This window comes from Paraburkholderia sp. UCT70 (assembly GCF_050434085.1).
GTDB lineage: Bacteria > Pseudomonadota > Gammaproteobacteria > Burkholderiales > Burkholderiaceae > Paraburkholderia > Paraburkholderia tuberum.
In genome coordinates, this window is sequence record NZ_JBNPVZ010000004.1 from 1,926,739 (window position 1) to 1,939,638 (window position 12,900).

The window sequence follows — 12,900 nt, forward strand, 5'->3', positions numbered from 1 at the left end:
ATGAATTTCCAGCACACCGAAGACCGCCGCATGCTGGCGGATACGCTGAATCGGTTTATCAGCGAGCAGTACGGCTTCGCGACGCGCGATGAAATCGCACGCTCGACGCAAGGCTTCAGCACCGAATTGTGGGCACGCTTCGCGGAGCTTGGCGTGATCGGCGCACTGTTCGACGAAGCGAGCGGCGGTTTTGGCGGCGGCGGGTTCGATATTTCCGTGGTGTTCGAGAGCATCGGCCGCGGGCTCGTCGTCGAACCGTTTCTCGATACGCTGGTCGTCGGCCGGGCGATCGCTCGCAGCGGCAGCGGCGTGCAGAATGAGGCGCTGGGTTCGTTGATCGACGGCTCGCGGATCGTTGCGCTCGCGCATGGCGAACCGGACAGTCATTACGAGCTTGCCCGGGTCGCGACGACGCGCGCGCGCCGCAGCGTAAATGGCAACAGCGGCGTGTGGACGTTGCACGGCGCAAAGGCCGTCGTTCAGCATGGCGAGCATGCTCAGGTGTTCCTCGTCTCGGCACGCACGAGCGGCGAGGACGATGCCGAAGCCGGCATCACGCTGTTCCTGGTGCCGAGGGACGCGACAGGTGTGAGCGTGCGCGGCTACCGAAAGATCGACGGAGGACGCGCGGCCGAAGTGACGTTCGACGACGTCACGCTCGGCGAGGACACCGTGCTCGGCTCAGTGGATCACGGCTTTGCGACGCTCGAATATGCGGTGAGTTGCAGCGTGCTCGCGCTGTGCGCGGAAGCGGTCGGCGCAATGGACGTCGCGAAAGACTACACGCTCGACTATCTGCGCACGCGCAAGCAGTTCGGCGTGCCGATCGGCAGCTTCCAGGCGTTGCAGCATCGCATGGCCGATTTGCTGCTCGAAATCGAGCAGGCGCGCTCGGCGGTGATCAACGCGGCGGCGGCGCTCGACGGGGAACGAAACGCGCGCGAGCGCGCGGTGTCGGCGGCGAAGTACAGCATCGGCCGGATCGGCACGCGAGTCGCGGAGGAATGCATCCAGTTGCACGGCGGGATCGGTATGACGTGGGAACTGCCGCTCGCGCATTACGCGAAGCGGCTCGTGATGATCGATCATCAGCTTGGGGATGAGGATCATCATCTGGAGCGGTTTGTGGCGTTGGGGGCTCAAGGGCTGTGATTCGTGTGCGCTTGCGAATGCGACCGCGTGCCGGTGACAAGTCTGCTAGATTGCACTCGCCTGTTCTTGAGGAGCTGAGCCTGCCAAACGAATCAAAAAAGTTGACCGATGCCGGATGGACTGCATTGCGGATGCACGAGGGCGCTGTCCTTCGCTACGACAACGACGTAGCGAACAATTGCACCTTCGGGATAGGCGCGCTTGCGCACTTTGGCCGATGCACCAATGACGAAATGCGGCGACCGGTGTAGGCTAGCGCCGGTTTTGGGCGCCGCGGCGCGACAAGCGAGTGTCGTCAAATGATCCGTCTAGCCGAAGCCGTCGCCTTCCAGCGCGCGAGATATTCCGTCATCAATTGGAACGGTCGCCGTTTACCGCCACTCGTCCATGGACGACGATTCGTCGGCGCATTGCTACGTCTGGTTATTCGTCGAGTGCACCAGGGGTCCAGAATGGGCCACGCGGTGTGGATGTTCGAAAGCGCCTATGTGGCTTCCAGTTCATACGACCTGGTTACCTTGCTCTTCGAGTTCCAACGACATACGAGACCTTCGATCAGTGACCCCTCATCCGGCCACGAGGCAACAATTCCTTTGGTGACGTCGGCGATGTCCTCAACAACGTCCCAAGGGTCGAACTCACGCATCGCCATCGTCATCGTCATCGTGATCATCCCAGGATATAACCATGCGACCTCTCAAGGACTGGTTAGCCTTCACGAAATGCAACGTTGCTGCCCCGGTCGGCGCCTGGGGCGGGTCATTTCAAGGTAGCCAGAACACGACATTTCGATAAAGCCTCTTGCCGGCTCCCCGTCCTACCTCAACTCACAAACGGCAACTTGCTGTCCCGCGCCTGCGCGAGCATCGAAACAGTGATCTTGCGGACTTCGAGCTTGCTCTGCGTGACATGCGCGCGCAGCATAATGCCGGCTTCGGCGAGCTTTCCGCGTTCGATCAGCGTGAGCATCGTGGCGTGCTCGTCATAGGTTGCGTCGGTGCGATGCGGCTTCAGGAAATCGAGTCGTCGCACGATGCGAATGCGCTCGGTCACTTCGTTATGCACGCGTAGCATTTCGGCGTTGCCCGTCGCTTCCACCAGCCCGCGATGAAAGCCTTCGTCGAGCCGGAACATGCGCGCCGGATCGGTCTCGCGTGCGTCGCGCGGCACGCACCAGATGGCCTTGAGCGCGTCGATCGCGCGATTGTTCGAGCCGCTCGTCACACGCTCTATAGCAGCCAGTTCGAGCACGATGCGCAGGTCGTACAGCTGATCGAGCCGCTCGAAGTCGATGTTGCACACTTTCCAGCCGCGCCGGAAGCCGACTTCCAGATAGCCTTCGCGTAGCAGACGGAACAGCGCGTCGCGCATCGGTGTGCGCGACACGCCGTAATGCTGCGCGATGTCAGTCTCCGAGAAGCGATCGCCCGGAAACAGCCGGAAGTCGAAAATGTCCTGCTTGAGTTGCAGATACACCTGCTCGGCAAGCGGGTTCGCGCCATAGACGACTCTCGACGCATCAGGCGCCACGTCGTCGGGTTCGTCGAGCGGGTCTTTAGCTTCGGTCAGCCGTTTGGGTTCGATGACCAGTCTCATGCAAATCGTCCCCGCATTATCCGCGTTTCCCGTGGGCGGCTTGCACGTCGGGCACATCGGGCGCTTTGATCAGGCTCACGTGCGCAGCAACGACGATCCAGCCGGCGAACGGCGCATCGTGCGCGCCAAGCCGCGCCCACGACTGCATCTGACGGCCGACGAGCGGCGTCGCGTCGCTGGTGAACGTGGTGCTGACCGTCGCATAGTCGCGGCCGAACGTCGTCACGACCGTGCGATGCCGTCTGCGCGAAGCCGGCACCGGCACGCACGATTCCCGCCACGCGCGAATCTCCTCGCCGCCGTGCTGGATTTCGGCGATTCCATAGCGTACCGTTTCCGGTGCGTCCCAGAACAACACGTTCATCGTGCCGATGTCGTTATCGACCAGCGCGCGTTCGTAGGCTTCGAACACGGCGGTCACTTCGGCGACGATCGCCGGGTCGTTGATGACTGGCGATGTGGTCAAGCGTCGGCCTCCAGCAATTGTTCGAGCGTCGCAGTCCAGCCGACTATGCCGCCTTGCGAACGGATCATCGCCAGCGTTGCTTCCTTGAACGCGGGAATGTAGCTCGCGGTCGCGCCTTCGATCACGAGACAGTCGTAACCGCGATCATTCGCTTCGCGCATCGAGGTCTGCACGCACACTTCAGTCGTTACGCCCGCAAACACGAGATGCGTGACGCCGCGCATCGCAAGCTCTTCGCCGAGCCGCGTCGCGTAGAACGCACCCTTGCCCGGCTTGTCGATCACGAGTTCACCTTCAATCGGCGCGAGCGCTTCGATGATTGCATTACCCGGTTCGCCTCGCACGAGTATGCGTCCCATCGGCCCTTTGTCGCCGATGCGCGCGCGCGGCTGCCCACGCAGACGTTTCGCCGGCGGACAATCGGACAGATCAGGCACGTGCGATTCGCGCGTGTGCACGACGTGCCAGCCGTGCGTGCGCGCATGCGCGATCAGCCGCGCGACATCCGGCACGATGTCCGCGAGCAGCGACACGTCGTTGCCGAGCGCCGCGCCGAATCCGCCCAGCTCGATGAAATCGCGTTGCATGTCGATCACGACGAGCGCCGTCTTCGACGGCTCGAACGCGAACGGCGACGGTAACGCCTGGTTGACGGTCGGCATGGCAGTCAACCCTTGTAAGTGCGTTCCGGCGGTGCGAAGCCGCAAGGAGTGCCATCGGTCACGCGCACCTCGGCCTCCCAAGGCAAACGATATTCGCCGCGCACCATGTCATGCATGAACGTATAGGGGCAATCCTGCGCGCCGCCCGTCACCGCAACGTAGCCGCGGTGTCCGAACTGATAGATGTTGTTTTCGACGCCCCAATGGATACGCGCCTCGCGCACGAGATCGGGCCGCATCTCGCAGACGATGACCTCGTCCGGGCGATGACTGCCCTCCACCATCACCGTTCCGTCGAAATCGCAGAACATGCCCTCGCCCATCGAATCGAACGTGCCGTCGCTGCCGCACAGACAGACGCTCGCGGTCTGCGCGAGATTCTGGAACGCGTTCGACTGATTGGTGATGCGCCACGCGTGGCGGATCGGCGCGGTGTATCCCGCCGTGCGCAGAATCACTTCTGCGCCCTTGTAGGCGGCTTCGCGCGCCATCTCCGGAAACATGCCGTCGTGGCAGATGATGAGGCCGAGCTTCACGCCGCGCGGCCCGGTGCAGACCGGCACGCCGAGATTGCCCGGCTCCCACGGTTCGACCGGCACCCACGGATGCAGCTTGCGGTAGTAGAGCTGGATCACGCCTTGGTCGTCGATGATCAGTCCGCTGTTGTACGGATTGCCGCCTGGATTGCGCTCCATGATCGAAAAGCAGCCCCAGATGCGGTGCTCGACGCACGCCGCCTTGAACGCGGCCACTTCGGGGCCGTCGAGGCTGCACATGATCGCGTCGTCGATGCGCATGGAAAGGCCATGCAACGCGTATTCCGGAAACACGACGAGATCCATCGCCGCGTTGTTGCGCCGCGCCTTGCCGATCACTTCGACCACGCGCTGCGTCTGCGCCGCGAGCTGCGCGGGCGTTTCTACATTGGGATTCTGCAATTGCACGAGGCCGATTACGACGCCCGCGGGCGAGCGGTTCAATCCGCCGAGTCCACTCGAACTCATCTGTCATGCTCCATGAAAGGCGGCGGCGGTCTCCGCCGCTTCGGGTTGCCGATCGTCGCCGTGGCCGGCCATGTGGCGCCCGAGCACCACGCGGTCCGCGTTTTCCACGGCGGTTTCGAAAACGAGCCGCCCTTCCGCGATTACCGCGATGCGGTCGGCCAGTTCCAGCAATTCGTCGAGGTCTTCGCTCACCAGCAGCACCGCCGCGCCCGCGTCGCGGGCCGCGAGAATGCGCGCGTGGATATCGGCCACCGACGCGAAGTCGAGGCCGAACACCGGATTGGCGACGATCAGCACATCGACCGGCTGGCCGAGTTCGCGAGCCAGTACCGCGCGCTGCACGTTACCGCCCGACAGCGTGCCGATCGCGCGCTCCGGCACCGGCGGCAGCACGTTGAACTCGGCAACGCGCTGTTCGGCGCGTTCGCGTAACGCGCGACGGTTGAGCCGCCAGCCGCCCGCGCGCAACGGCGAGCGATCGAAGTCGCGCAACGCGAGATTTTCCGCGACGCTCAGATTCGCGACACACGCATTACGCAGCGGCTCCTCGGGCAACGCGAAGACTTTCAGACGCGTCATTGCTTCGCGCGTCGCGCGGTACGCTTCTCCCTTCACGCGCATGTCGCCCGATCGCACGCTCCGCTGGCCGACCAGCGCCTCGATCAGCTCCTTCTGGCCATTGCCCGACACGCCCGCCAGGCCGAGAATCTCGCCCGCGCGCACCGCGAGCGACGCATCGCGCACCGCCACGTGTCCGCGATCGTCCACCACCGTCAGCGCCGACAGTTCGAGCGCCACCGGCGCATCGGCGACAAGCGGCCGGCGCGCAGGACGCACGTCGTCGATGCCAGCTGTCGCGCGCGCGTCGAAACCGGCGTCGCTGCCCATCATCCACGATGCGAGGCGGTCGCGGTCGGTGTCGCGCACCGCGCAACTGCCGACTAAGCGGCCCTTGCGCAGGACCGTGACGTCGTCCGCGTAGGCCATCACTTCGCGGAATTTGTGCGTGATCATCAGCACGGTGAGTTCGCTGCGCGTCGCGAGATCGCGCATGAGGCCGAGCACTTCGTCCGCTTCCTGCGGCGTCAGCACCGAGGTCGGTTCGTCGAGAATCAGGAAGCGCTGACGCAGATACAGTTGCTTCAATATTTCGAGCTTCTGCTTTTCGCCGGCCGCGAGACTCGACACCGGCGTGTCGAGTGCGAGCCGGAACGGCATGCCGCGCATGAACGCGCCGAGCGCCTTGCGTTCGGCTTGCCAGTCGATTTTCCACGGCATCCGGCCACGCGCGAGAAGCAGGTTCTCTTCCACCGACAAACCCGCCGCCAGCGTGAAATGCTGGTACACCATGCCGATGCCGAGCGCCTGCGCATCGCGGGGCGAAGCAATGCGCACTTCGCGGCCGTCCGCGGCGATCTGGCCGCTGTCGAGCACGCCATAACCGACCAGACCTTTCACGAGCGTGCTCTTGCCCGCGCCGTTCTCGCCGAGCAGCGCGTGCAGCGTGCCGGCGCGCACCTTGAGCGTCACGTCGTCGAGCGCGCGGAAAGCACCGAAGCGCTTGCTCGCGCCGAGCACCTCGATGCCGAGCGCGCCGGTGTGTGACGGCAGCGGTTTCATTCTGGCGAGCGTCGACATGATCAGCGTCCGAGCGCCGCGATCAGCGCGCTGGAATCCGACACCGTGCCGAACACGCCGCCCTGCATCAGCACCATGTTCAGTGCCGCGTCGTGATTGCCCTTGTCGGTCGCGCCACAGCAGTCGGCGAGAACCGTGCATTCGAAGCCGCGGTCGTTCGCTTCGCGCATCGTCGTATGCACGCACACGTCGGTCGTGATGCCGGTCAGCACCAGATTGACGATGCCGCGCGTGCGCAGAATGAGTTCGAGATCGGTGGCGCAGAACGAGCCCTTGCCCGGCTTGTCGATGACGATCTCGCCCGGCAGCGGCGCCAGCTCGTCGATGATGTCCCAGCCCGGTTCGCCGCGCACGAGGATCTTGCCGCACGGACCGTCGTCGCCGATGCCGATGCCGTCCGTGCCCGCGCGGCGGCTGCGCCAGCGCTTGTTGGCAGGAAGATCCGACAGATCGGGCCGGTGTCCTTCGCGGGTATGGATGATGGTGAAACCCTGCTCGCGCATCGTTGCCAGCACGCGGCTGATCGGTTCGATCGGCGCGCGCGTCAGCGACAGGTCGTAGCCCATCTTGTCGACATAGCCGCCGATGCCGCAGAAGTCCGTCTGCATGTCGATGATGATGAGCGCCGTATTGTCGGCGCGCAGCGCGCCGTCGTAGGGCCACGGATACGGTCGGGCTTCGATGAAACGGGCCATGTCGGACTCCCGGAGAGACGAAAAGTAGGTGGATCGCTTCGGCGGTTTCAGCGCGTGAGACTCAGTTCGCCGGGCGCACCTGCGAGCGTGCGATCCGGCCGGCAGTTGACGATCATGATTGCGAGCGTGAGCATGTACGGCGCGGCGTTGAACAGGTAGTAGCCGCTCGTCACGCCGATCGCCTGCAGCGCGGGGCCGAGTGCGCCGGCCGCGCCGAACAGCAGCGCCGCCCACAGACAGCGCAGTGGCTGCCAGCGCGCGAAGATCACGAGCGCGACGGCCATCAACCCCTGACCGCTTGACAGACCTTCGTTCCAGCTGCCCGGATAAACGAGCGACAGATACGCGCCACCGACGCCCGCGAAAAATCCGCCGACCGCCGTCGCCGCGATGCGTACGCGCGTGATCGGATAGCCCATCGCCCGCGCGCTCTCCGCGTTTTCGCCGACGAGCCGCAGCGTCATGCCCCAGCGTGTGGAGCGCAAACCCCATTGCAGAACGAACGCAAGCACGACGCCGATCAGGAAAAGTGGATTCACGTGCAGCGCGTTATGCAATTGCGGCGAAGCGCTCCACGCGCCGAAGTCGAACGAGCGCAGCATCGCCGCTTGCGGCTCGATGAACGGCTTGCCGAGATAGAACGCGAGGCCGGTGCCGAACAGCATCAACGCGATACCGAACGCGATGTCGGACACGCGCGGCAGCGAGCAGACGAGTCCGTGCAGGCAGCCGAGCAGCAGGCCCGCGCATCCGGCAAGCAGCACGCCCAGCCACGGCGAACCGGTCAGGTACGAGCCTGCGTAACCGCTCATCGCGCCCGACACGAGAATGCCTTCGAGCCCGAGATTCACGCGACCGCCCTTCTCGGTCAGGCATTCACCGAGGCTCACGAAAAGATACGGCGTGCTGACGCGAATCGCGCCCGCAAAGAGCGAGAGCAGCAGCACGGCAACGGGCGAGTGCAGATCAGGCATGAGTTTGCTCCAGCGGATGCGGCAGTCCGGATTGCGCGACCGCCTGCAACTTCACGCGCCACGCGGCGAGCCGACCGCCGAGCGCTTCCCACGCGAGCAGGTTTGCGAACAGCAGGCCTTGCAAGACGAGCGTCGTTGCGTCGGGCAGATCGAGGCGGCGTTGCAGCAGACTGCCACTCGCCTCGATGCCGCCGATCATCAGCGCGCACGCGATGATCGCGAGCGGATTCTGCCGTGCAGCGAATGCGACGAGGATGCCCGCGTAGCCGTACCCCGCGAGCAACGACGCGTTCGCGCTGCCCTGCACCGCCGAGACTTCGAACATGCCGGCGAGTCCCGCGGCGGCGCCGCCGAGCACGCATGCGGTCAACGCGAGCGAGTTGACTGGCAGGCCGACGAGGCGCGCGGCGCGCGCGTTGCCGCCCGTCACGCGCATCGCGAAACCCTTGGTGCTGTGACGCACGAAGATCCACGCGCCGACGCACGCGAGCGCGCCCCAGAAGAGTCCCCAATGCACATCGAGTCCCGGCAGCGAGCCGACCGTGAACGCAGCGGGCAGCGGCAGCGTCGACGGCTTGTTCAGGCTCGCCGGATCGCGCAACGGCCCTTCGACCAGATGCTTGAACAACGCAATCGCGATATACGACATCAGCAGCGAGCTGATGGTCTCGTTCACGCCGCGCCACTGCCGCAACGCGCCGACCGTGCCGATCCACGCACCGCCGACGATCATGCCCGCCAGCGCCATCGCGGGCGTCGCGACGAACCACGGCGTGCCGTGCGGCAGCAGTTGCGGCGTGACGGCCGCAGCGAGTCCGCCGAGCGCGAGCGCGCCCTCGCCGCCGATCACGATCAGGCCGACCTGCGCAGGCAGTGCCACGCACAGCGCGGTGAGCATCAACGGCGCGGCGCGCAGCAGCGTGCTCTGCCACGCGAACGCCGAGCCGAATGCGCCTTGCGCGATCAGCACGATCGCGTCGCCCGCGGGCTGGCCCTGCACGAGCAGAAAGATCGCGAACAGCAGCAGCGTGCCGGCGACCGCCGCGAGCGTCGGCAGTGCGGGCAGCACGCCGAGCAGCGCGCGGGCAATGCCGGGCGACGTCACCGTGGAAGCATGAGCACGCATGGTCTCTCCTTCAGTTGCGCGAATTGCGCTGTCAGCACGCTGGATCAGATCTGGCCCACCACACCCGTGACGAGATAATTCATGCTTTCGAGCGTGATGTCGGTCTGAGCGTAGGCCGTGCCGGACGCGATCGCGGTGCCGCCCTTGTTGTCCTTCAGCGGGCCCTTGAAGATGACGAACTGGCCGGCCATCATCTGCGCCTTGACGGCGTCGGCTTTGGTCTTCGCGGCGGCCGTCACCATGGCGCCATAGGGCGACATCTTCACGAAACCTTCCTTGAGGCCGCCGCGCAGAATGTTCGGCTGCGGCGTGCCGGTCTGCGCGTCAGTGACGAGCGTTTTGTACGGTGTCGCCCAGTCCCACTCGGCGCCCGTCAGATAGCCCTTCGGCGCGAGCGCCGCCTGGCTCGCGTGGTAACCACAGCTCATCGCGCCGCGCTTCTCCGCCGTTTCGATCACGACCTTCGGACCGTCGACGTGGCAGGTCAGCACGTCGCAACCCTGATCGACGAGACTGTTGGTCGCTTCGGCTTCCTTGACCGGCATCGACCAGTCGCCCGTGAAAATGACGTGTGTCGTGATGGACGGATCGACCGACTGCGCGCCGAGCGTGAACGCGTTGATGTTGCGCAGCACTTGCGGAATCGGTTTGGCCGCGACGAAACCGAGCTTTTTGCTCTTGCTCATGTGGCCCGCGACGACGCCGTTCAGGTACTGGCATTCGTCGATGTAGCCGAAGTAGCTCGCGATGTTCGACGGGTTGCCCTGCTTCCAGAGGCCGCCGCAATGTGCGAAACGCACCTTCGGATACCTGGCCGCCATCTTCAGCACGTGCGGATCGAAGTAGCCGAACGAGGTGGCGAAAACGAGCGTCGCGCCGTCCTGCTCGATCATGGCTTCCATCGACTTCTGCGCGGCCACCGTTTCCGGCACATTTTCTTCTTCGACCACCTTCACGTTCGGCATCTTTTTGATGACCGCGGCGGCCTGGGCCTGCGCCTGGTTGTAGCCATAGTCGCCCTTCGAGCCGACGTAGATCACGCCGACGGTGAGCTTTTCGGCAGCGAACACGCTTTCGAGCGGCAGCAGGCTGCCGAGCGCAAGCGCGCCCGCCTGCTTGATGAAGTCGCGACGTTGAGTCATGGTGTGGTTTCCTTGAGTTGGCCGTTCACTGCGTTCTGAATGCTGGATTTCCGATGACGGGCATCAGGCGTTCGGCTGCGGCGCGCGGTGCGCGAGATACGCGCGCCAGCCGCGGTAAGCGGTAATGTCGAGGGCGCCCGCGTCGTGCGCGATCGCCGAGGGCTCACAGACGAAGCCCTTCACGCTGCGTCCGTCGATGGTCTCGAGCGTGCCGATGGCGAGCGGCGCGGGCACGGCGGCGACGAACGCGCCCAAGGTGCGCAGCGGCACTTCCCACAGTTCGATAGCGATGGCTTCGCCTCCTGCGGCGTCGCCCGTCCGGCGCACGAGGCCGGGTTTCGGCGGCAACGTGCCGGCGAGTGCATAGAGCCGGTAGCGAGGCGCGGTCGTCGTGGCTTCGACGAAGCGTGCGCCGGCCTGCAGCAGTTGCCAGTTCAACGGCTCGCCCCGCAGGTGCGCACCGACCACCGCGAGCATGACGACCGGTTCCTGGATCGGCAGCGGCTGGCTCGCGATCGCGTCGGCATCGCGTTGCTCGACGGCTTCGCTGAACAGCGCCTGAATACGCGCGCCGAGCAACGCGAGCTGCTGGTCCGCGCCCGATGGGCCGATCAGCGTCACGCCCGCAGGCAGACCGTCGGCGCGCGGCACGCCGGGCACGGCGAGCGCACACAGATCGAGCAGATTGACGAAGTTCGTATAGACGCCCAGACGGCTGTTCACCTCCACCGGATTGGCCTGCACGTCGGCGATGGTCGGGTGCGTCGGCGTGGTCGGCACGATCAGCACGTCGGCGTGCTCGAAAAGCGCTGCGGCTTGGCGCCCCAGCCTCGCAAGCGCGTACTGCCCGTCGAACGCGGCGGCCGCATCGAAACGCTCCGCCTGGCCGATTACCTTCGCGACGGTTGTGTCGATATCGTGGTGATGCGTGATAAAAAACGTCCCGAGCGCGGCGCGGCGCTCGGCCACCCACGGGCCGTCGTAAAGAAGCGCGGCGACCTGCTGCAACGGCGCGAAGGCGAATGTCGACGGCGTCAACGCGAGATGCCTGGCGATGCCATCCATGGTCGCGGCGAAGGCGGCCGATGCGTGGTGGTCGTCGAAGAACGTGAGCGTGTCGGGAATCGCGATGCGCAATGGCGCGTGCTGCAAACCGCGCGAGGGCAGCGGCCTGGAGTAACCGTCGTGCGGGTCGTAGAACGCGAGCCGGTCGAGCACTTGCCAAGCATCGGCGACGTCGTGCGCGAACACCGACAGCGTATCGAGCGTGCGGCACGCCGGCACGACGCCGCGCTTGCTGACGAGCCCGAGAGACGGCTTGAGCCCCACCAGCCCGTTGAAGCCCGCAGGCACGCGTCCCGAACCCGCGGTATCGGTGCCGAGCGAGAACGCGACGATGCCCGTCGCGACCGCAATCGCCGAACCGGAGCTCGATCCGCCCGACACGTATTCATCGCGCGTGATCTGACGCACCGCGCCGTACGGCGAACGCGTGCCGACGAGACCCGTCGCGAACTGATCGAGATTGGTCTTGCCGACGAGAATCGCGCCCGCGTCCAGCAGACGCGCCACCGCGAACGCCGTTTCGTCCGGCGTGTAGGCGAAGGCATCGCATGCGGCGGTGGTCGGCAGCCCTGCGACGTCGACGTTGTCCTTCACCGCGAACGGCACGCCGAAGAGCGGCATGCGGGCGAAGAGCGCCGGGCCTTCGTCGGCGAGCAGACGTTCGAGTTCGGTGGCGCGCGCGACGAGCGAGGCTTCGGACACGCGAAGGATCCACGCTTCTGGACGATGCGTGGTGGCAAGACGTTGCAGCACTGTGGCGACCGTGTCGCATGGCGATGTTTCGCCTTGGTGATAAGCGTCTAGCAGCGCGCGAACCTTGAACGGAGCATTGCGTTCCATGAGTTCAATCTTGAATACAAGTTGAGCGATGGAATGCAGGCTTCGTGCCAGATTTGCTGGCATTGACCGCAAATGCTTATCCGGAAAGGCTTTGCGACTATCGACGACTATTTCCTGACGGCGCGGTCGCGCGGCGCAGAACTAGGCGCGCTTCATCGTGGACCGTTTCGCGGTGTGCTTCGGTGCACTGATTCACGGCGGCTGTGCACGGCGCAGCCGCTTGCTTCAACCAGCGTGATCGACAACCACACATGGCCGCGCTCAGACACGCGCCGCCGCCATCCGGCCAGGTGTACGGCTTGCATCGGCCGGCGCTGCCCGGCAATGAACGCGCCAAATCTCGCAAATGCTCGTTGCGTCGCCGGACCATAATGTCGTCAAAAACCGCCGGGTTGACGCCCGCTCCGGCAAGGTGTGTGGGTATCGCGCTGTCCTACCCTGCCCGGCTTCGGCGATCCAATGGCCGGACTCAAACGACACCTGCTGCGTCATTTCTCTAGTTGGTGAGGGCTCCACGTGAGCCAGGGGCGAAGGCCAGAA

The 12,900-nt window shown here is 65.2% G+C and carries 12 protein-coding genes; 1 reads left to right on the top strand and 11 read right to left on the bottom strand.

Going from position 1 to position 12,900, the window contains the following annotated elements; all coding sequences use genetic code 11:
- Complete coding sequence (locus tag OKW41_RS34445; RefSeq protein ID WP_429575377.1) at nucleotides 1-1,152, top strand: acyl-CoA dehydrogenase family protein; 1,152 nt, start codon at nucleotides 1-3, stop codon at nucleotides 1,150-1,152.
- Nucleotides 1,153-1,636: 484 nt separating this feature from the next.
- Here OKW41_RS34445 and OKW41_RS34450 read toward each other — a convergent pair whose 3' ends face one another.
- The 11 genes from OKW41_RS34450 to atzF all read right to left on the bottom strand — a co-directional run bounded on the left by OKW41_RS34450 (nucleotide 1,637) and on the right by atzF (nucleotide 12,360).
- Complete coding sequence (locus tag OKW41_RS34450; protein WP_429575378.1) at nucleotides 1,637-1,825, bottom strand: hypothetical protein; 189 nt, start codon at nucleotides 1,823-1,825, stop codon at nucleotides 1,637-1,639.
- 149 nt (nucleotides 1,826-1,974) lie between these two features.
- A complete protein-coding gene (locus OKW41_RS34455) occupies nucleotides 1,975-2,748 on the bottom strand; it encodes a GntR family transcriptional regulator (protein ID WP_429575379.1) in 774 nt (257 codons plus the stop codon).
- A gap of 16 nt (nucleotides 2,749-2,764) precedes the next feature.
- Nucleotides 2,765-3,214, bottom strand: a complete 450-nt coding sequence (gene hpxZ / locus OKW41_RS34460) for an oxalurate catabolism protein HpxZ (protein WP_429575380.1) — start codon at nucleotides 3,212-3,214, stop codon at nucleotides 2,765-2,767.
- Nucleotides 3,211-3,876, bottom strand: a complete 666-nt coding sequence (locus OKW41_RS34465) for a cysteine hydrolase family protein (RefSeq protein ID WP_429450823.1) — start codon at nucleotides 3,874-3,876, stop codon at nucleotides 3,211-3,213. Before OKW41_RS34465 ends, hpxZ begins: the two co-directional genes overlap by 4 nt.
- 5 nt (nucleotides 3,877-3,881) lie before the next feature.
- The gene (locus OKW41_RS34470) at nucleotides 3,882-4,880 is read right to left on the bottom strand and encodes a formamidase (protein ID WP_429575381.1); all 999 of its coding nucleotides are present in this window, start codon (nucleotides 4,878-4,880) and stop codon (nucleotides 3,882-3,884) included.
- Between the two features lie 3 nt (nucleotides 4,881-4,883).
- Nucleotides 4,884-6,518 carry an ABC transporter ATP-binding protein gene (locus OKW41_RS34475; RefSeq protein ID WP_429575382.1) on the bottom strand — a complete coding sequence of 545 codons (1,635 nt, stop codon included), beginning with the start codon at nucleotides 6,516-6,518 and terminating at the stop codon, nucleotides 4,884-4,886.
- A gap of 2 nt (nucleotides 6,519-6,520) precedes the next feature.
- Nucleotides 6,521-7,213, bottom strand: coding sequence for a biuret amidohydrolase (gene biuH, locus OKW41_RS34480; RefSeq protein ID WP_018424443.1), 693 nt, complete (start codon nucleotides 7,211-7,213; stop codon nucleotides 6,521-6,523).
- 47 nt (nucleotides 7,214-7,260) lie between these two features.
- Entirely contained in the window at nucleotides 7,261-8,187 is a 927-nt protein-coding gene (locus OKW41_RS34485) for an ABC transporter permease (protein WP_429450829.1), read from the bottom strand.
- Nucleotides 8,180-9,313 carry an ABC transporter permease gene (locus OKW41_RS34490; protein ID WP_429450831.1) on the bottom strand — a complete coding sequence of 378 codons (1,134 nt, stop codon included), beginning with the start codon at nucleotides 9,311-9,313 and terminating at the stop codon, nucleotides 8,180-8,182. Before OKW41_RS34490 ends, OKW41_RS34485 begins: the two co-directional genes overlap by 8 nt.
- Before the next feature lie 44 nt (nucleotides 9,314-9,357).
- On the bottom strand, nucleotides 9,358-10,455 hold the full coding sequence (locus tag OKW41_RS34495; RefSeq protein ID WP_429454031.1) for a BMP family ABC transporter substrate-binding protein: 1,098 nt from the start codon (nucleotides 10,453-10,455) through the stop codon (nucleotides 9,358-9,360).
- A 63-nt stretch (nucleotides 10,456-10,518) separates the two neighbouring features.
- Nucleotides 10,519-12,360, bottom strand: a complete 1,842-nt coding sequence (atzF, locus tag OKW41_RS34500; protein WP_429575383.1) for an allophanate hydrolase — start codon at nucleotides 12,358-12,360, stop codon at nucleotides 10,519-10,521.
- Between the last annotated feature and the right edge of the window lie 540 nt (nucleotides 12,361-12,900).

What these genes read in the sequence shown, in the direction of transcription:
- OKW41_RS34445 (WP_429575377.1), top strand. Translation starts at nt 1, where the DNA reads ATGAATTTCCAGCACACCGAAGACCGCCGCATGCTGGCGGATACGCTG.
- OKW41_RS34450 (WP_429575378.1), bottom strand. Translation starts at nt 1,825, where the DNA reads ATGATCACGATGACGATGACGATGGCGATGCGTGAGTTCGACCCTTGG.
- OKW41_RS34455 (WP_429575379.1), bottom strand. Translation starts at nt 2,748, where the DNA reads ATGAGACTGGTCATCGAACCCAAACGGCTGACCGAAGCTAAAGACCCG.
- OKW41_RS34465 (WP_429450823.1), bottom strand. Translation starts at nt 3,876, where the DNA reads ATGCCGACCGTCAACCAGGCGTTACCGTCGCCGTTCGCGTTCGAGCCG.
- OKW41_RS34470 (WP_429575381.1), bottom strand. Translation starts at nt 4,880, where the DNA reads ATGAGTTCGAGTGGACTCGGCGGATTGAACCGCTCGCCCGCGGGCGTC.
- OKW41_RS34475 (WP_429575382.1), bottom strand. Translation starts at nt 6,518, where the DNA reads ATGTCGACGCTCGCCAGAATGAAACCGCTGCCGTCACACACCGGCGCG.
- biuH (WP_018424443.1), bottom strand. Translation starts at nt 7,213, where the DNA reads ATGGCCCGTTTCATCGAAGCCCGACCGTATCCGTGGCCCTACGACGGC.
- OKW41_RS34485 (WP_429450829.1), bottom strand. Translation starts at nt 8,187, where the DNA reads ATGCCTGATCTGCACTCGCCCGTTGCCGTGCTGCTGCTCTCGCTCTTT.
- OKW41_RS34490 (WP_429450831.1), bottom strand. Translation starts at nt 9,313, where the DNA reads ATGCGTGCTCATGCTTCCACGGTGACGTCGCCCGGCATTGCCCGCGCG.
- OKW41_RS34495 (WP_429454031.1), bottom strand. Translation starts at nt 10,455, where the DNA reads ATGACTCAACGTCGCGACTTCATCAAGCAGGCGGGCGCGCTTGCGCTC.
- atzF (WP_429575383.1), bottom strand. Translation starts at nt 12,360, where the DNA reads ATGGAACGCAATGCTCCGTTCAAGGTTCGCGCGCTGCTAGACGCTTAT.